Below are 20,097 nucleotides of genomic sequence, written 5' to 3'. Positions count from 1 at the left end.
CTTATTTGTTATATTAAGCAGATTAATTCTGCTCTACACGCTCTACTTCACCGGGTAAATGGAACTGATATCTTTGATCAAACACCTTATTAACAGTATTAATTTCCAAGAAAGTAGTACCTCCGCCTTCACCAAAAGAACCACTTAGATAGGCAATTTTGTCCTCTAGATTGATATACCCCTTCTGTCTCAACATTCTCAATGCTGCAAAAAACATATACTGTGAAGATACATGCTCCTTCTGATAAATAGGTATTACGCCATAACTTAGATTAAGCCAACGCTGCGTCTTTTCCTTATAACAGATAGCAAGCACTGGAACCGGTCCTCTAAAGGCAGCAAGATTACGTGCCGTCTGACCAGTTTCACTGTCTGTAATAATTCCCTGTACACCTAATTGAACTGTCGATTCTATCGCAGCATGTGCCAAGAACTCTCGTTGGTCACACCCTACATTAATAGGAATTTCAATATCATTCTCACGTTGTTTGTCTCTTTCTGCCTGTTCTGCGATTCTTGCCATCGTCTGAACAGCCTCTACCGGATATTTTCCACTAGCGGTCTCACCACTTAACATCAATGCATCAGTACGATAATAAATGGCATTTGCAATATCAGTCACTTCCGCTCTTGTTGGACGAGGATTGTTAATCATCGTATGAAGCATCTGAGTCGCTACAATCACAGGCCTCTTTTTCAAAATACATTTGCGTATAATTTGACGCTGAATACCCGGAATACGCTCTATAGGAACTTCTATACCTAAATCTCCTCTGGCCACCATAATACCATAAGAAGCGTCTATAATTTCATCAATATTATCTACACCTTCTTGGTTTTCAATTTTAGAAATAATCTTGACGTCACTATTATGTTCATCCAAAATAGTTTGTACAGCCTTAATATCCGCAGCATTACGAACAAAAGAATGGGCTATAAAATCAATATCAAGTTCTATTGCCAAAAGAATATTCTGCTCATCTTTCTCAGTAATAGCAGGCAAATCAATATGCTCACCCGGTACGTTGACACTTTTTCGTGCCCCAAGTGTTCCATCATTCTGTACTTGACCAACAAGCATCGGACCTACATTCTCGAATATTTTTATATCCAACTCACCATCATCAAATAACAAATGATCGTTTACTTTCACATCCTTGCAGATGTCAGAATAACTTAAATTGATAATGTCATGAGAAGTATCCATTCCCGGACGACCGAATATTTTTACTACATCTCCTGTCTTATATGATATAGGAGACTCCACTGCTGTCGTTCTAATCTCCGGTCCTTTCGTATCAATCATAATACCTATATGAGGTGATACAGCACGGATATTCTTGACAATAGTGCGGATACCATCAGGAGTTGCATGGGCTGTATTAATACGTGCCACATTCATCCCCGCAAAAAAAAGCTTTCTAATAAAATCCTGATCACATCTGCGATCGCTGATTGAAGCTACTATCTTAGTTTGTTTCATATTGCTAGCGATTTATTTAATATTGCAAAGTTACGGAATTCAAACTAAAAACACGAATAGCAAAAATATAAAAATAATGATTTTGTTATAAATCTACAGTCCATTATGTTAAAACATTAATATCATCAATAAAAAAACAAGACTCCCCTCTATCACTCCTAACAAGTGACAGAGGGGAGTCTATCCTATGAGATAGGCGCTAGAATGGCAAATCGCTATCCTGCCCATCATCCATAGCAGGGGCTGTAGGTACAGCAGATTGTGTCGGAATCGGTGTATTACCGAATGTTCCAACCGGAGCTGCAGCAGGTGCCATACCAATGGAAGCCGGGTCTACCGGCCTCACATCAAAAGCACGGATATTATTAAACCAACGTCCATTGTACTCATGTGCATCAATATCGAAAGACACTGAAATCTCTTGTCCTACTTGAATATTGAATCTCTGTAGACGTTCTGCACCAAAAACATCAAATACCATTTTATGTGGATAAGCCTCATGTGTTTCAATTACAAAACTCTGGGATTTCCATTCACCACGGGCAGAGACGCCACTACGCTCAGGAAGTACTGCAATAACTTTTCCTTGTAACTCCATTATATTTTTATTTAATACTATTGATAACTTTGTAGTTTGCGAAATTACTAAAATAGTTCTAAAAAGAGAACATTTCATACGTTTTTTTTGCTGGTGACAATGGTTTTTCGTATTTTTGTGCAACGGAAAATCAGATTAATAATTTTAAACAACATACTAATGAGATTTACGATTTCTAGCAGCTTGCTCAATAATAGACTGCAGTCATTGGCAAAAGTAATTAATAATAAAAATACATTGCCCATACTAGATTGCTTCCTGTTCGAAGTGTCTGGGAACGAATTATCTGTCACAGCATCTGACAGTGAGAATGTCATCAAATCAACCCTCTCACTAGATGAGGCTGATCAAAATGGAGTTTTTGCAGTACCTAGTAGAACCTTATTGGATGCCGTCAAGGAACTTCCAGAACAGCCACTAACTTTCGAAATTGATACCAATTCATATTCTGTGCAGATTATATATCAAAATGGTGTTTACAACTTTACTGCACAAAATGCTAACGAGTATCCCAAAAATACTTCTATTACAGACGATGTAACCGTTATCACCATACCGGCAGCCGTCCTATTAGACAATGTTTCTCGTTCTATTTTTGCCACAGGACAAGACGAATTAAGGCCGGTAATGAGCGGTATCTATTTTGATCTGACAAACGAAAATCTAGCCATTGTTGCCAGTGATGGGCATAAACTTGTGAGCAACCAGATACTAAATATCAAGAACTCAACACCAGCCTCATTCATTCTTCCCAAGAAGCCTGCAATGCTTTTGAAGGGAATTCTCGTCAAGGATGATACAGAGGTCATCATTAAATTCAATGCTAGAACTGCAGAATTTACAACAAGCAACACAGTGCTCACATGTAGATTAATTGAGGGAAAATATCCAAATTACAACTCTGTCATCCCTAGAAATAATCCAAACAAGCTAACTATCGACAGAAAAATTCTCATAGGAGCCCTCCGTCGTGTTCTCCCATTTGCTAGTGAAAGCAGCCAATTGGTTCGCTTCCATCTTGAAAGTGGCAAACTACGCCTGAGTTCAGAGGATGTAGACTTCGCTACCAGTGCTAAGGAAGAAATCGTATGTGATTACGATTCCTCTATTATCAGCATTGGTTTCAAAGGAAGTTCTATGCAGGAAATCCTCAACAACATGGAAAGTGAAGAAGTAGATATCTTATTGGCAGATCCTAGTCGTGCCGGTATAGTTATTCCTACTCAGCAACCGGAAAATCAAAATATCCTCATGCTGATTATGCCAATGCTTCTGAACGATTAATTTTTTCAAATGAAACTCAACTTAAAAAAGCCCTTAGTAGTCTTCGATTTGGAGTCTACGGGGCTTGATCTGGTTAAAGACCGTATCATACAAATATCATATATCAAAGTCTTACCCGACGGTACTGAAATCCGTGGCGACTACAAAGTTAATCCCGGCCAGCCCATTCCACAGGAGGTGTCAGCCTTGACAGGTATCACCAACGAAAGTGTTGCCGATGCTCCTTCGTTCAAAGAGTTATCTCCCAAGCTCTATGAAGATTTTAAAGGTTGCGATTTTGCTGGCTTCAATTCTAATCGTTTCGACGTCCCCATGCTTTCCGAAGAGTTCCTTCGTGCGGGAGTTGACTTTGATTTCTCCAAATCCAAACTCATTGACATCCAGACTATCTTCCACAAAATGGAACGTAGAAACCTCGCAGCAGCCTATGAATTCTACTGTGGTAGAAAGATGGAGGATGATTTTGAAGCTCATCGAGCCGATCAAGATACCGAAGCTACTTATCGAGTTCTACTCGGTGAATTAGCGATGTACTCCCCTGAGAACCAATCCGCATCCGAAAGAATATTGCCAAACGATATGGATGCATTGGCTGAATTCTCTAAAATGAATGCCAATGTAGACTTTGCAGGACGTATTATTTGGAAACCGATCTTAAACAAAGATGGTGCTCCCGTTACCGATAAAGATGGAAAAGAGCAATTTATTGAAGTCTTCAACTTTGGCAAGTACAAAGGAATACCAGTGGCAGACGTTTTAAAACGCGATCCGGGATATTATAGTTGGATGCTTGCTGGTGATTTTACCAACAATACAAAGCAAATTCTCACACGTATCAGACTAAGAGAATTCAACAACAGATAACAATCGAACCATAATCATAGATTTCCGATGTTGAAAGGCAAACATATCGTTTTAGGTATTACTGGGAGCATAGCTGCATACAAGGCTTGTTCTCTCATTCGCTTACTTATCAAAGCTGGCGCAGAAGTTCAAGTTGTTATAACGCCTGCGGGCAAAGAGTTTATCACTCCTTTAACACTTTCTACTTTAACAAGAAAGCCTACTATCAGTGAATTTTTCTCCCAAAGAGACGGTACATGGAATTCTCATGTAGATCTCGGATTATGGGCAGACTGCATGATTATTGCTCCATGTACGGCCTCTACCATTGGGAAGATGGCTCATGGAGTTGCCGACAACATGCTTATCACTACCTATTTAAGCATGAAAGCGAAAATCTTCGTTGCTCCGGCCATGGACTTAGATATGTTTGCACATCCTTCCACACAGCAGAACTTAGCAACCCTTCAAGGCTACGGAAATACCATTATTGACCCTCAATCAGGCTTTCTAGCAAGTGGACTGGAAGGAAAAGGCCGTATGGCAGATCCTGAAATCATAGTAAAAGCAGTTGAACAGTATTTCCAACATCAGTCTACTTTCAAAAAGAAAGTACTTATCACCGCTGGTCCTACATTTGAAAAGATAGATCCGGTCAGATTCATTGGCAACTATTCTTCGGGAAAAATGGGATTTGCTATTGCTGCAGAGTGTGCATCTAGAGGAGCTGATGTCACACTCATTGCTGGGCCGGTACACCTCCCTACCCCCAAAAATGTCCACAGGATAGACGTTGAGAGCGCAGGGCAAATGTACGAACAAACCACTAAACATTTTCCGGAATCAGATGTAACCATACTGAGCGCCGCTGTCGCAGACTTCACCTTTGGTAAGCAAAATGATTCTAAAATCAAACGAACTGGTGATAACCTTGAATTATCCTTGATTCCAACAAAAGATATTGCAGCCTCTTTGGGTAAAGCCAAGAAGCCTGAGCAGCTGTTAGTAGCATTTGCTTTAGAAACCGACCATGAGCTAGAAAATGCGACTAAAAAACTTAACAAGAAGAATGCGAACTTCATTGTGATGAATTCCACCCAAATTCCCGGTACTACATTTCAAAGTGATGACAACCAAATCACTATCATCTATCGCAACGGTGAGCGCAAAGCCTTCGGAAAGAAAAGCAAGAAAGACGTTGCAAAAGATATTGTTGATGCATTAGAAGGTTATAAAGAAAACTTGTAGTTATGAAGTTTTTTGCTAAGTTTCTTTTCTTTTTTTTATACCTCATGTTACAATTTTCTATTGGACATGGGCAGGAATTATTAGCAAAAGTCGCCATCAATCATTCACAGATACAAGGTACTGACGAGTCTGTATTCACGAGTTTACAGAAGTCTATTGAGCAATTTCTCAATGACAGGCAATGGACCTCACTTATTTTCCAAAAGAACGAACGAATCAATTGTTCCTTCAATATCACCATCACAAAGTATGATAAGGACAATAACCAAATGACTGCAAGGGCTATTATACAAGCCAACAGACCTGTATACAACTCTGCTTATACTACAACCATATACAATAATACCGATAATAACTTCAACTTTGATTTTTCCCAGTTCGACCAATTGAACTTTACAGAGGCTACCATAGACAACCAGTTGACTGCCCTCTTAGCCTACTATGCTCTTCTCATTATCGGAACCAACCAAGATACATTTGCTCCTATGGGCGGAGAAGAAATTCTACAAAGATGCTTTACGTTGGTCAACAATGCACAGAGCCTAAGTTTCACTGGTTGGAAAAGTTTCGAAGACTCTAGAAACAGATTTGCCATCATCAATGATTATCTAGATGAAGGTATGAAACCATTGCGCCAACTGCAATACGATTACTATCGTACAGGGCTTGATGAAATGCAAACAAATACTGCCAGAGGTAGAGCTAATATCACCAAATCATTAGAGAGTAATTTGAAAAAAGCACATGAGAACAAGCCTCTTAGCGTGCTCCCACAGATTTGGACTGACTTTAAGAAAGACGAATTAGTAAACATCTATCATTCTCAAGGAACAAAAAAAGAAAAACAAGCTATCTACGATTTACTTATTCGAATCAATGCAAGTCAAAATACTTCTTGGGAAAAAATATTAAGATAAAAACCTCACTAGCATTATGTTAAGACAATTACATATCAAAAGCTTCACAATAATCAAGGAAATGAGCATTGACTTCTTTCCCGGATTTTCTGTGATAACGGGTGAGACCGGTGCCGGAAAGAGTATCATTCTTGGAGCTATAGGCCTACTTTTAGGTCAAAGGGCAGACTGTAAATCTGTCAAACCCGGTTCCAATAAATGCATCATAGAAGCCCATTTCGACCTATCAGGCTATTCATTAGAATCATTCTTCCAAGCGAATGACATTGACTATGAAGCACAAGACTGTATCATTCGTCGCGAAATCAATGTAACAGGAAAGAGCCGTGCATTCATCAATGATACTCCTGTTCCCCTTTCTATTACCAAGGAACTTGGAGAAAATCTTCTTGATATACACAGCCAACATCAGAACCTGTTATTACAAAAAGAAGATTTCCAATTGCAGGTAATTGACATCTTGGCAAACAATACCAAGGAATTAGCCGACTACCAAAACAGCTATAAACAATTAAAGGCTCTGCAACAGCAACTTAAAGAGTTGTCTGAGAATATAGAGAAAGACAAAGAAAATCAAGATTATCTGCAATTCAGACTTCAAGAACTTTCCGATGCCAATCTCAACGATACCAACGAACAAGAAACTCTTGAGCAAGAAATTGCTCAGATTGAACATGCAGAAAGTATTAAAGCTGCTTATTACAAGACCGATGATCTGCTGTCTGGGGATGACAATGGAATCATACAACACATCAGAAATGCTTCAGAAAACCTCCATTCCATCGAAAACTACCATGCAGATGCCAAAGTCTTGGCAGAAAGACTAGACCAATTACACATAGAAGTCAAAGATATTGCGCAAGAAATATCAGGAAAGGCCGATTCCATCGAGTTTGATCCTCAACTCCAAGAGAGACTCAATCAGCGCCTAGATACGATATACTCGCTCCAACAAAAGTTCCACGTCGAGTCTATAGAGGAATTAATGCATGAGCGCGATTCCATTGCTACACAGCTCAATGAAATCGGAGACTACGATGAGAAACTCTCAGAACTCAACCAGCAGATTATACTCTTAGAGAAAGAGTGCAACAAAAAAGCTTTAATTCTCTCTAAATCAAGGGCTAGAGCTTCAAAGTTAACAGAAGAAGAAATGCATACTAGGCTCATCCCTATGGGCATTCCTAATATTAAGTTTGAAGTTTCTATCAAACAGAAAGAACTATCTTCCGATGGCTGCGACAAAGTATCATTTCTCTTCAGCGCCAACAAGAACACTCCACTCCAACCCATTAGCCAAGTAGCATCAGGTGGTGAAATTGCTAGAGTCATGTTTTCACTCAAAGCAATGATTAGTGGTGCCATTAAATTACCTACAATTATTTTTGATGAAGTGGATACCGGAATCAGTGGAAGAGTTGCCGAACAAATGGCTAAAATAATGAACGAAATGGGTATGAATGGTCGCCAAGTCATCAGTATAACTCACCTTCCACAAATTGCAGCATTGGGTACTCATCACTATAAAGTATCTAAGAACGACACAGAAGAAGAAACCGAAAGTCGAATGATATTACTTTCCGATGAGGAGAGAGTGCAAGAAATCGCACAAATGCTCAGTGGCAGCAGCGTTACAAAAGAGGCTATCAGCAATGCAAGAGCATTACTCGACCATAAAACAACCAAATAGAAAAATTATCAATTATGACAAACATACGTTATCACATCACAATTCTAGCATTACTATTATTGAGCATGGTTCAAGGGTATGCTCAATCTAGTAACATTAAAAATGTTACGAAATCAGTATTTACTCTGACTACTTTCAACAAAGATGGTTCCATACATGCTTCCAGCAAAGGTTTCTTCATCGGAAACAAGGGAGAAGCCGTTAGTCTACTGACTCCTTTCAAAGGTGCAGCAAGTGCGGTTATTGTCGATGGAAACGGCAATAAATACCCGGTTACAGGTATGTGGGGAGCCAATGAACTCTACGATATTTGCAAATTCCGCGCTGGAACCAGCTCAACCCCAGCTCCACTTGCACAGACTCCAGCCTGTACCGGAGCAAAGACATTCCTTGTTGACTACTCTATAAAAGCCAATGCTACCACCCCATTAGCCGTTGCCAAGGTTGAGAAATTCAATCAGACATTCAATTATTACGTCTTTGATAAAACGATTGCTGAATCTGCTATCGGTGCTCCTATCTGCAATTCTAATGGTCAAATCATCGGCATTGCCCAATTATCTGCCGATGGTACAACTGTCCATGCTACAGACGTACGTTTAGTGAATGAGTTCAAAACAACCGGGTTATCGCTTAGCGACCCCATCCTCAAGACCACAGGGATACGCGCCATACTTCCTACAGACGAGCAACAGGCACTATTAATGCTGATGATGTCGACCGAGCAATGCGACTCTCTCACCCATGCCCAATATGTAGACGACTATATCCAAGCTTTTCCAAAATCACCGGAAGGTTACTCTACCAAAGCTTTGATGTTGGTCGGAGCAAACAAATACGAACAGGCAGACAAGCTTATGGCTCAATCTATTGCTAATTGTACGAAGAAAGACGAGGCGCACTCCAATTATGCAAAGGTGATATTCCAAAAAGAAATATACCATGGTCAAGACGCTTATCCTGCATGGAGTATGGACAAAGCCATGACTGAAGCACAAGAGGCTTACAAGATTAATCCCTCGCCTATCTACCAACACCAAATTGCACAAATCGTTTATGCCAAGGGAGAATACAAAGAGGCCTACAAACAATTCATGGATTTGACAAAAACTTCGCTCAGAAATGGCGAGCTCTTTTACGAAGCAGCTCAATGTAAGCAGCAACTGAAGGCTCCACAAACAGAGATTATGGCATTGCTTGATAGCGCTATTGCAGTCTGCCCTCGCCCTCTGACAAGTGTGGCAGCCCCTTACATCTTAGCCAGAGCTTATGCTTACGACGAGAACAAGGAATGGCGTAAAGCACTTGCCGACTATAATCAGTACGACACATTGATGCTCGGACGCGTAGATCATTTCTTCTATTACACTCGCTATAAATGCGAATTGCAAATCAGACAATACCAACAGGCACTTACAGACATTGCCAGAGCCTTGATATTGAATCCACAGGAGCCTACCTATTATGCAGAAATGTCATCACTTCAATTGCGTGTCAGACGATTTGATGATGCCTTTGAGACCGCTAGAAGATGTACTATTCTTGCACCGGAATTCTCAGATGGATGGCTGCTCTTAGGATTAGCCCAAAAAGAACGCAACCAAAAGGAAGAGGCAAAGAAGGCATTACAGAAAGCCAAAGAATTGGGAGATACACGTGCAGAAGAATATCTCAAAAAACTATAAAACCCATATCGTCAACACAGAATGATTATATAGGTATACCAATCCATTATTATCATATTGCTGCAAGGGCTTTTCACTATTCGTGTTAAGCCCTTGCAGTTTTACTGAAGAGGCAATGCAAAATTACTGATACGCCCATGCAGTAAAATAATAACGATAAAGGTAGTAAGCACATACATCCATTCGAAGTTTTTTACTACCTTTGCAACAACTTTTAATATCATCATATGAAGAAAGATTTAAAAAGGAAATACATTATTCCAGCCATTGGTTGTCTTGTTGTTATCATTGGCCTTCTCTATTATTATTTCTTTTCATCGTTCTCTATCGACAACAATGATGTGAAGTATGTATATATTGACACCGACGACAATATAGACTCTGTCTATACAAAACTCACTCCCATTGCCTCGGAGCATGGTATGACAGGCTTCCGTACACTTGTCCGACATAGTTCATATCCGAAACATATTAAGACCGGACAATATGCCGTTAGACCCGGAGAAGGTGCTTTCAAAGTGTTCCGCCATATCAAAAACGGACTTCAAACACCGGTAAGTTTGACCATCCCTAGCGTTCGTACGCTTGGTAGACTATCTGCCGAAATCAGCAAGAAACTCATGCTGGACAGCGCCACTATCATGAATGCTCTAAGCAATGAGTCTGTATGCCAAAAACATGGTTACGATACGACCACCATCGCAGGTATGTTCATACCTAATACCTATGATGTTTATTGGGATACGAACATCGATAAGTTTCTCTTAAAGATGCAAAAAGAGAACCGGAAATTTTGGAATAGCGAGCGCCAACAGAAAGCCAAAGCTATGAAATTATCCCCAAATGAGGTTAGCACTTTAGCAAGTATCATAGACGAAGAGACTGCTAATGATGCAGAAAAACCGATGATTGCAGGCATGTACTATAACCGACTGATGTTCAGGGATGCAGAGTATCCACAGGGAATGCCACTACAAGCAGACCCAACTATCAAATTCGCATGGAAGAAATTCGACTTACATCGTATCTATAACAACCTTCTCTATATCCACAGCCCGTATAATACTTATACCAACACAGGCCTACCTCCCGGCCCGATTAGGATTCCAAGTATAGCAGGAATCGATGCCGTACTCAACTATGTGCATCATAGATACCTATATATGTGTGCAAAGGAAGACTTCAGCGGTACCCACAATTTCGCCGTAACCTATCAAGAGCATTTGCAAAATGCTGCAAAATATGCTAAAGCATTGAACGAAAGAGGAATTAAATAAGAAGATGGACAAGAAAGACTTACGCATTATATTCATGGGAACTCCAGAGTTTGCTGTAGAATCCCTACGCAAACTCGTCAAAGGAGGATATAATGTCGTGGCTGTAGTGACACAACCCGACAAGCCTGTAGGTAGACACCAAGACCAGCTACAAGCCTCTATGGTGAAGCAATATGCCATGGCTCACAATTTACCGGTACTACAACCGATCAAAATGAAAGACCCAGAATTTGTAGAACAGCTACGTTCCTATCAAGCCGACTTGCAGGTGGTAGTAGCCTTCCGTATGCTTCCGGAAGTGGTATGGGATATGCCGCGGTTTGGAACTTTTAATGTCCATGCAGCCCTATTACCCCAATACCGAGGGGCAGCTCCTATCAATTGGGCTGTTATCAATGGCGAGACACAAACCGGAGTGACCACATTCTTTCTTGACAAAGACATTGATACCGGCCGTATCATCATGCAAAAGCAATTCGAGATACCCGATGAAGCCGACGTGGAATATGTATACGACGGCTTAATGCACTTAGGAGCAGATGCAGCTATCGAGACAATCAACCTGATACTGGAATCGAATGGAGAATTGACGACGACCGACCAAGAAACTTTTGCTGTTGAAGCCGGCATTAAAGAACTCAAATCTGCACCCAAGATTTTTAAGGATACATGCGAGATCAATTGGCAACAGCCGGCAAAAAAAGTATACGACTTCATTCGTGGACTTAGCCCTTATCCCGGCACATGGACAGAGATAGAGCTCCCCAGCAAAGGAAAAAGTATTCTAAAGATATTCAAGAGTCGTAAAACAGGCTTAAAGACAGAGGCCTCTCCCGGAGAGTTGTGGGCTTCAGACAGCAAGCATCTCTATATAGCTTGCCTTGGCGAATGGCTTGAAATCACAGAATTGCAGCTTGCAGGGAAGAAGCGCATGAAATCATCTGACTTTATCAACGGAATAAGATTATAACGGATTTGCAGTAATCTTCTTGGCTTTTTCCGGATTTTATGCTATCTTCGCAATCCAATTCATTAAGAAACAGATACCTGCGGGTACTTTATGAAAACTCAATATGACACAAGCAGAAGACATAAAGAATGCTATTGAATGCCTGAAATCGGGTGGAGTCATTTTATATCCAACCGATACAGTATGGGGAATCGGATGCGATGCCACCAATGCAGAGGCTGTAGCTAAAGTATATAAGATTAAACGTCGCGATGATTCTAAAGCACTTATCTGCCTAGTCGATTCTGACGCAAGACTGCAAAGATACGTAAGGAATGTACCAAATGTGGCGTGGGACTTGTTCGATTTGGCAACCAAACCCACCACAGTCATTCTTGACGAAGCCGTAAACCTCGCTCCTAACCTAATTGCAGAGGATGGTAGCATTGCATTGCGCATCACCAAAGAAGCATTCTCACGCGAGCTTTGCTTCCGTTTTCAGAAGCCGTTGGTAAGTACTAGTGCAAATATAAGCGGTGAACCTGCTGCCGCCAACTACTGTGATATAAGTCAAGAGCTCTTAGATTCGGTAGACTATGTATGTTCGACTAGAAGACAAGAACACAAACCGCATACCCCTAGTTCTATTATCAAGCTCACTAAAAACGGTGAGGTGACAATTATCAGAAAATAGGATTAAACATGGAAGCGGCTAAAGATATACAACCAAACACGTTGATAGACAAACTTACCAACTGGCGGGAATCTCATATAGATACCCGAAAGATGGTACTTATCCTATCTTTTGCCATTGGCTTCTTTGCATCTGTGGCAGGATACATCCTCCATTTCATCATTAGACAAATACAACAACTGCTGACAGCAGGTTTTGCACAGGACACATACAACTGGCTCTACCTTTTATTTCCTGTCATCGGTATTTATTTTACATCTCTATTTGTCCGCCATGTGGTGAAAGATAACATTTCTCACGGTATTACTCGTGTGCTTTATGCTATCTCCACCAAACAATCCCGGTTACGAAGCCATAACTGTTGGTCGTCGGTCATCGCCTCCGGTATCACCATCGGATTTGGTGGTTCTGTCGGTGCAGAGGCACCTATTGTTCTCACAGGGTCAGCCATAGGATCCAATCTTGGCAAATTGTTCCGAATGGACAATCGCACCCTCATGTTATTAGTGGGCTGTGGTGCGGCCGGAGCCATTGCCGGCATCTATAAAGCTCCTATTGCCGGTCTTGTATTCACATTGGAGGTACTCATGGTAGACCTCACTATGGCCTCCCTACTCCCCATCCTAATCAGTTGCGTCACGGCAACCTGCTTCTCTTATATATTTGTTGGTAGCAAAAGCCTATTCGATTTTCAGCTCGATAACTCATGGGTAATAGAGCGGCTACCGGAATGTATCTTGCTAGGATTATTCTGTGGTATCGTCGGACTCTACTTCATGCGAACCATGACCGCCTGCGAAAATATATTCGCAAAGATGAACAAACGCCCATATGTCAAACTGATTATGGGGGGGCTGATTCTTAGTTCTCTCATTTTCTTATTCCCTTCGCTCTATGGTGAAGGATGGGATGCCATCAACTATTTGTTAGATGGACGTACGCAGACAGACTGGGATCAAGTGATGAATGGCTCGCTTTTTGCCGGACACAGCAATTTATTAGTAGTCTATATTGGTCTTGTCTTATTGACAAAGGTATTTGCCACCTCAGCCACTAACGGCGCGGGGGGATGTGGAGGAACCTTTGCTCCTTCACTATTCATCGGTGGATTTGCCGGCTTTTTCTTTGCACGCGTGTGGAATTTATACAATATTGGTATCTACGTTCCTGAAAAAAACTTTGCCTTAATGGGTATGGCTGGTGTCATGGCCGGCGTTATGCAAGCCCCTCTTACAGGTATGTTTCTGATCGCAGAGATAACTGGTGGCTATAAATTACTAATGCCCTTGATGATAGTATGCATCAGCGCTTATCTTACTATCAACATATTTGAACAACATAGTATCTATGGTATGCGTCTGGCACGTGAGGGTAAACTCATCACTCACCATACTGATAGAGCCGTACTGACTCTGATGAGCTTAGATAGTATTATTGATCGGCAGTTCACATCAGTAGACCAAGACATGCCGTTAGGAAAACTTATCAACTTCATCAGTAAGAGTCATACTAGCTTCCTCCCTGTGCTTGATAGTGCAGGAACACTATTAGGAGAAGTCGATATTACCAAAATACGTCACATCATGTTCCGCACGGAACTTTATAATCGCTTTACCGTAAGGCAGATTATGACACCGGTTTCAACGACTTTGAGTACGGGCGATAAGATGGTAGATGTGATGCAGAAGTTTGAAAAGACCAATAGTAACTTCTTGGCTGTCGTAGATATTTCGGGCAGATTGATTGGTTACGTATCGCGTACACGCATGTATAGCATGTACAGGAAAATGGTTTCCGACTTCTCTTCGGAATAGTAATTATGCTAAAATTCACAAAGAAAATTTGTGTTTCTACATTATTTTAATAACTTTGCTAACAGAAAGGCTACTAAAAGTATTCGCTAGAACCACTATCAAGGTTCAACCTAAAAAACAAAATCAGAATAAATACTAACTTTAAATAACAAACAAATGGAATCTCAAGAATTAAAGCCTTATGTAATAGGACTAGACCTAGGTGGCACAAACTCTGTTTTTGGCATTGTGGACAGTCGCGGTGAAATCAAGGCTACAACTGCTATTAAGACTCAAGGCTATGATAATGTCTATGATTATGTAGATGCATCTGTGGAAGCTTTGCACATTATCATCGAACAAGTTGGCGGTATCAACAAGATAAAAGCTATGGGTATCGGAGCACCTAATGGCAATTTCTATAAGGGAACTATTGAATTTGCTCCCAACCTCTCATGGGGAAACAGCGGTATCGTACCTCTTGCAGACTTATTCAGTAAAAAATTAGGAATACCGGTAGCACTCACCAATGACGCCAATGCTGCAGCAATCGGCGAAATGACATACGGGGTAGCTCGTGGAATGAAAAACTTCATTGTCATCACATTGGGTACAGGAGTAGGCTCAGGTATCGTTGTCAATGGACAATTGGTATACGGAAGCGATGGTTTCGCAGGCGAGTTGGGGCACGTAGTCGTTCGTCCCGCTGATGGACGCTCATGTGGATGCGGTCGAAACGGCTGCTTGGAAGCATATTGTTCTGCTACCGGTGTAGCTCGTACTGCACGTGAGTTCTTGGCAAACAGCGATGAACCGTCTTTATTGCGCGATATGAAAGCGGAAGATATCACCAGCCTTGACGTAAGTATTGCGGCTAGCAAGGGTGATAAGCTAGCGCTCGACATATACGATTTCACAGGAAAACTCTTAGGAGAAGCATGTGCAAACTTCACAGCATTCTCCTCACCCGAAGCATTTATCTTCTTCGGTGGTTTGACAAAGGCTGGTGATTTGCTTATGGATCCACTAATCAAGAGTTATAACGAGCATGTTTTGAAAATCTACAAAGACAAGGCTAAATTTCTTATTAGCGGGCTAGAGGGTAGCTCAGCAGCAGTATTGGGAGCCAGTGCCGTAGGTTGGGATATAACAGACACAAACAACTAAAATCAACATAGAGTCACACATGTAATACATAAAGACTCTATTGAGCTATCTATGATATGGGAGAACTGTTAAAATACAGTTCTCCCATACTGTCTAAGCATATTAACACTTACAAAATAAATCGGGAATTATTTTGCATTTCATACGATTTGCACTAACTTTGCAACAATTATGCCATTTCCATTCCATATAGATATCATTGACTTGGTGCTTAAAGGAATCCTAATCGGAATCTTTGCTTCGGCTCCAATGGGACCGGTAGGAATCCTCTGTGTACAACGCACCTTGAACAAAGGGCGCTGGTATGGCTTTGTGACCGGAATTGGTGCTGCTGTAAGCGATATTATTTATGCTCTATTTACAGGATTAGGTATGAGTTTCGTCATGAACCTTATAACTAATCCACATCATAAATATTGGTTACAAATCTCTAGTAGCGTCATGCTATTAATATTTGGCCTTTACTGTTTCCGCAGTAACCCTACACGCAATATACATAGTAGTAGCAAATCTAAGGGGTCTCTATGGCATAACGGATTAACCGCATTCTTCGTCACATTCTCCAATCCGCTGATTATATTCATCTTTATGTTCTTGTTTGCATTGCTGACATTTGTGATACCTAACCATCCTTTCGAGATGTGTATAGGGTTCATCAGCATCATGGCAGGAGCATTGTTGTGGTGGTTTGGATTGACTTGGCTCATTGACAAAATTAGAAATAAATTTGATAATAACGGCATATTAATTATCAACAAAGTAATTGGAGGGGTAGTAATTATTTTTTCTATCGTATTCTTGATAGGAACTATTTTCAACCTGTACCATATACCGGGATTATAAATATGTATATAGCTAAAGAATTAAGAAAGAAGTCCATTGCCGAATACTTATTATACATGTGGCAGGTGGAAGACCTGATTCGTGCATATGGAAATAGTCTGAGCAGAATCAGACATGAATATATTGATAAATTTCAATATACAGATGAGCAAAAAGAAGAAATGGCAGATTGGTATGGGAACCTTATTCGCATGATGAATGAAGAAGGAAAACGCGAAAAAGGGCATCTGAACATCAATACTATATTGCTGAAAGACATGGCCGATTTACATGCCATGCTACTCGAAAGTACCAAATTTCCATTCTACACCTCGGAATATTATAAAGTACTTCCTTTCATTGTTGAACTCCGAAACAAGGGAGATAAAGAACTTAATGAGATTGAGACATGTATGGATGCACTCTATGGGGTAATGCTACTAAGACTACAAAAAAAAGCCATTACTCCTGAGACTAGCAATGCCATCAAAGAAATTACAACTTTCATTGGTATGCTTAGCGACTATTATATAAAAGATAGGACGGAAGGACTCAAATTTGAGGACGATTAAACTCAAAAAGAAATCCGTTATAGGAAAGTTAGTTTGACCGATGGTATTAAAAAACTTAATGACAATTAATAAATGAACGAGATAGAAAGAAGACGAACTTTTGCCATTATATCACACCCGGATGCCGGTAAAACAACCTTAACAGAGAAGTTTCTACTATTCGGTGGACAAATACAGGTAGCAGGAGCTGTCAAAAGTAATAAGATTCGTAAAACTGCAACATCAGACTGGATGGATATTGAAAAACAGCGTGGTATTTCAGTATCTACTTCTGTCATGGAGTTTGATTATAAAGACTACAAGGTTAACATTCTTGATACACCGGGACACCAAGACTTTGCCGAAGATACATTCCGTACCTTAACCGCAGTAGACTCTGCTATCATCGTCGTGGATTCTGCCAAAGGTGTGGAGACTCAAACACGTAAATTGATGGAAGTTTGCCGTATGCGCAATACTCCTGTCATCGTCTTTATCAACAAAATGGATCGTGAGGGACGTGATGCCTTTGATCTCTTAGACGAGTTGGAGGAAGAACTACAGATAAAAGTACGCCCACTTAGTTGGCCTATAGGGCAAGGACTCCGCTTCAAAGGCGTGTACAACCTTTATGAGCAACAATTAAATCTATTCACTCCAAACAAGCAACGCGTCACAGAAAAGGTGACAGTTGACGTCAATAGCAAAGAACTGGACGACCATGTAGGCGAAAGGGAAGCAACACAATTGCGTGAAGACCTTGAATTAGTGGATGGTGTTTACCCGGAATTCAATATAGAGGATTATCGCCATGCCAAAGTAGCACCGGTATTTTTTGGCTCTGCCTTGAATAATTTTGGAGTTCAAGAGCTACTAGATTGTTTCGTTAAAATCGCTCCCAGCCCACAACCTACTATGGCCGAAGAGCGTGAGGTAAAACCAGGAGAAGAGAAATTCTCAGGCTTTATCTTTAAGATTACAGCAAATATTGACCCTAATCACCGCAGTTGTATCGCATTCTGTAAAGTTTGCAGTGGTAAGTTTGTAAGGAATCAACCTTATCAACATATCCGTTTGGGTAAGACTGTACGGTTCTCCTCTCCTACCCAATTCATGGCTCAACGCAAGAGTACGATTGACGAAGCATATCCCGGAGATATTGTCGGGCTCCCCGATAATGGTATCTTTAAGATAGGTGATACCCTGACCGAGGGCGAACAAATCCATTTCCGAGGCTTACCCAGTTTTTCACCGGAAATGTTCAAGTACATAGAGAATGCAGATCCGATGAAGAGCAAGCAGCTTCAAAAAGGTATTGAGCAATTAATGGATGAGGGTGTGGCCCAACTCTTTGTAAACCAATTCAATAATAGAAAAATTATTGGAACGGTCGGACAACTACAGTTTGAAGTCATCCAATATCGTTTGGAGAATGAATATAATGCGAAATGTCGTTGGGAACCAGTACATCTATACAAGGCTTGCTGGATAGAAAGTGACAATGAAGCAGAACTTGAAAACTTCAAAAAACGAAAATACCAATATATGGCAAAAGACCGTGAAGGCCGAGACGTCTTCCTTGCCGACAGCGGGTATGTACTAAGTATGGCTCAACAAGACTTTGAACATATCAAATTCCACTTCACATCTGAGTTCTAACAGGATATTAGTTAATGCATCTAGCTTTATAGATGCATTAACTAACTTTCCGAACTCACACAGCACCATCTAGATATTTTTAACATGATGGCCATTCCCGGTACCTCTTTTAATAAATAATATTTCTTGCTACTTCGTACCAATCGACCGGTAAGCCCTTTCATCGGACCATACTTCACGACTACACGCGAGCCAGCTTTCAGATGTGCCTCTTTCTCACTAAGGAATTTCCGCATAGTGATTTGAGGATTACACATCACGCGAAACTCAAACATCTGCTTAGCAGGTATTTCATAATACGCCCGATCAGTACGCCCCTTTGTTAATACAGAAATCTTATAATTACAATTGGTTACAATTTCTCTTATCTCCTTTTCATCCTTAGATTTTTTTAGAAACAGGAGATTCCGGACTACCGGACGCAAAACTTGCTTGATCTTATGCTCACTTGTTTCGACATCAACGTACTCCTGAGGAATAAAAGTCTCTAATTGAAATTGAGCAAAATAATCTGCAACTTCTTGCTGTCTCACGGTATAAAGCTTAATGCCATACCAAGGGAAATCATCTTGCAATATATCTTCCGCATCTTTCATAGGCAAAGAGACTTCCTTTAATTCAATAGTTTCAGTATCTGGTAACATGTGAAGATAAATCTAATTGTGTTATACAAAAGTAATATTTTTCTTAGAGTTTTATAAGCACAAAGTTAAAAACTTATTATACAAAATCATTTTTATGGATTCGTTTCGTAGAACAACTAACATGAAATTATCGTGAAAACATTTATTTCTAAATAACAAAGGCATAAAAATAAATACCCAATAGCAGGGACTGCTACAGGGTATCTATACTATAAGTAGTGAAAAGGAGAGTTAAGTACGAAGCCAATTCTGCATAATAATACGTCCTTGAGGAGTAAGTACAGACTCAGGATGGAATTGTATACCATGAATATTATAGTTCTTATGGCATAAGCCCATGATTTGCCCATCATCACTTACAGCAGTAATTTCCAAACAATTAGGAAACTCCTCTTTATCAACCACCCAACTATGGTAGCGCCCCATCATCATACGACGAGGTAATCCGGTAAATATAGGGTCATTACCAAATTGTGTACCCTCAGTAGCAACGCCATGATACACATGTTGTAGATTGATAAGTTTCGCTCCAAAAACTTCTCCTATAGCCTGATGTCCTAGACAAACACCGAATATAGGTTTATGTCCCGCATAAGTTTTAATGACATCCAACAACAATCCCGATTCACTAGGAAGCCCCGGACCCGGACTAAGTATAATTCTATCAAAAGGTTCTAACTGCTTCAATGTAAATTGATCGCTACGATACACAGTAACTTCTACTCCAAATTCTCTTACCAAATGAGCCAAGTTATAGGTAAAAGAATCATAATTATCTATGATTACAACATTC

Annotated in this window: 18 protein-coding genes; 14 read left to right on the top strand and 4 right to left on the bottom strand. The window is 40.5% G+C overall.

Translation table 11 applies throughout. The annotated features are described in order from the left end of the window. Positions 1–22 precede the first annotated feature (22 nt). The gene (pyk, locus tag HMPREF0671_RS10495; protein WP_036900347.1) at positions 23–1,483 is read right to left on the bottom strand and encodes a pyruvate kinase; all 1,461 of its coding nucleotides are present in this window, start codon (positions 1,481–1,483) and stop codon (positions 23–25) included. A gap of 199 nt (positions 1,484–1,682) precedes the next feature. After that, a complete protein-coding gene (locus HMPREF0671_RS10490) occupies positions 1,683–2,081 on the bottom strand; it encodes a DUF3127 domain-containing protein (RefSeq protein ID WP_036900343.1) in 399 nt (132 codons plus the stop codon). A 159-nt stretch (positions 2,082–2,240) separates the two neighbouring features. On the opposite strand from HMPREF0671_RS10490, the gene dnaN reads away from it, so the two are divergent. From dnaN to HMPREF0671_RS10420, 14 genes are all read left to right on the top strand, one after another. Continuing rightward, the gene (dnaN, locus tag HMPREF0671_RS10485) at positions 2,241–3,365 is read left to right on the top strand and encodes a DNA polymerase III subunit beta (RefSeq protein WP_036900357.1); all 1,125 of its coding nucleotides are present in this window, start codon (positions 2,241–2,243) and stop codon (positions 3,363–3,365) included. A gap of 9 nt (positions 3,366–3,374) precedes the next feature. After that, positions 3,375–4,229: a 3'-5' exonuclease gene (locus tag HMPREF0671_RS10480; protein WP_036900341.1), complete on the top strand. Its 855-nt coding sequence runs from the start codon at positions 3,375–3,377 to the stop codon at positions 4,227–4,229. Between the two features lie 27 nt (positions 4,230–4,256). Further along, complete coding sequence (gene coaBC, locus HMPREF0671_RS10475; RefSeq protein WP_036900337.1) at positions 4,257–5,456, top strand: bifunctional phosphopantothenoylcysteine decarboxylase/phosphopantothenate--cysteine ligase CoaBC; 1,200 nt, start codon at positions 4,257–4,259, stop codon at positions 5,454–5,456. Between the two features lie 44 nt (positions 5,457–5,500). Then, positions 5,501–6,373 (top strand): DUF4835 family protein, encoded by an 873-nt coding sequence (locus HMPREF0671_RS10470; RefSeq protein ID WP_036900334.1) that lies wholly within the window; start codon positions 5,501–5,503, stop codon positions 6,371–6,373. A 16-nt stretch (positions 6,374–6,389) separates the two neighbouring features. Then, positions 6,390–8,063 carry a DNA repair protein RecN gene (gene recN, locus HMPREF0671_RS10465; RefSeq protein WP_036900331.1) on the top strand — a complete coding sequence of 558 codons (1,674 nt, stop codon included), beginning with the start codon at positions 6,390–6,392 and terminating at the stop codon, positions 8,061–8,063. A gap of 14 nt (positions 8,064–8,077) precedes the next feature. Beyond that, the gene (locus tag HMPREF0671_RS10460) at positions 8,078–9,748 is read left to right on the top strand and encodes a tetratricopeptide repeat protein (protein ID WP_036900329.1); all 1,671 of its coding nucleotides are present in this window, start codon (positions 8,078–8,080) and stop codon (positions 9,746–9,748) included. A 227-nt stretch (positions 9,749–9,975) separates the two neighbouring features. Beyond that, the gene (mltG, locus tag HMPREF0671_RS10455; RefSeq protein WP_036900326.1) at positions 9,976–11,025 is read left to right on the top strand and encodes an endolytic transglycosylase MltG; all 1,050 of its coding nucleotides are present in this window, start codon (positions 9,976–9,978) and stop codon (positions 11,023–11,025) included. A gap of 4 nt (positions 11,026–11,029) precedes the next feature. Further along, positions 11,030–11,995 carry a methionyl-tRNA formyltransferase gene (gene fmt / locus HMPREF0671_RS10450; protein ID WP_036900324.1) on the top strand — a complete coding sequence of 322 codons (966 nt, stop codon included), beginning with the start codon at positions 11,030–11,032 and terminating at the stop codon, positions 11,993–11,995. Positions 11,996–12,098: 103 nt separating this feature from the next. Beyond that, a complete protein-coding gene (locus HMPREF0671_RS10445; protein WP_036900321.1) occupies positions 12,099–12,668 on the top strand; it encodes an L-threonylcarbamoyladenylate synthase in 570 nt (189 codons plus the stop codon). A 92-nt stretch (positions 12,669–12,760) separates the two neighbouring features. Next, positions 12,761–14,482, top strand: a complete 1,722-nt coding sequence (locus HMPREF0671_RS10440) for a chloride channel protein (RefSeq protein ID WP_036900354.1) — start codon at positions 12,761–12,763, stop codon at positions 14,480–14,482. Positions 14,483–14,638: 156 nt separating this feature from the next. Next, positions 14,639–15,628, top strand: coding sequence for an ROK family protein (locus HMPREF0671_RS10435; RefSeq protein ID WP_036900319.1), 990 nt, complete (start codon positions 14,639–14,641; stop codon positions 15,626–15,628). Between the two features lie 171 nt (positions 15,629–15,799). Then, the gene (locus tag HMPREF0671_RS10430) at positions 15,800–16,471 is read left to right on the top strand and encodes a LysE family translocator (protein WP_036900315.1); all 672 of its coding nucleotides are present in this window, start codon (positions 15,800–15,802) and stop codon (positions 16,469–16,471) included. A gap of 2 nt (positions 16,472–16,473) precedes the next feature. Then, positions 16,474–17,022, top strand: coding sequence for a DUF4924 family protein (locus HMPREF0671_RS10425; protein ID WP_036900312.1), 549 nt, complete (start codon positions 16,474–16,476; stop codon positions 17,020–17,022). Between the two features lie 72 nt (positions 17,023–17,094). Beyond that, positions 17,095–18,660 (top strand): peptide chain release factor 3, encoded by a 1,566-nt coding sequence (locus HMPREF0671_RS10420; RefSeq protein ID WP_036900309.1) that lies wholly within the window; start codon positions 17,095–17,097, stop codon positions 18,658–18,660. Between the two features lie 41 nt (positions 18,661–18,701). On the opposite strand, the gene HMPREF0671_RS10415 is transcribed toward HMPREF0671_RS10420, so the two are convergent. After that, entirely contained in the window at positions 18,702–19,256 is a 555-nt protein-coding gene (locus tag HMPREF0671_RS10415) for a UpxY family transcription antiterminator (protein WP_036900350.1), read from the bottom strand. 279 nt (positions 19,257–19,535) lie between these two features. Next, a complete protein-coding gene (locus tag HMPREF0671_RS10410; protein WP_084589766.1) occupies positions 19,536–20,087 on the bottom strand; it encodes an aminodeoxychorismate/anthranilate synthase component II in 552 nt (183 codons plus the stop codon). Between the last annotated feature and the right edge of the window lie 10 nt (positions 20,088–20,097).

Origin of the sequence: Prevotella sp. S7 MS 2, assembly GCF_000762865.1 — a bacterium.
Classification (GTDB): domain Bacteria; phylum Bacteroidota; class Bacteroidia; order Bacteroidales; family Bacteroidaceae; genus Prevotella.
The sequence above is the reverse complement of the archived record's forward strand: the minus strand, read 5'-3'. Positions and strand labels throughout refer to the sequence as shown.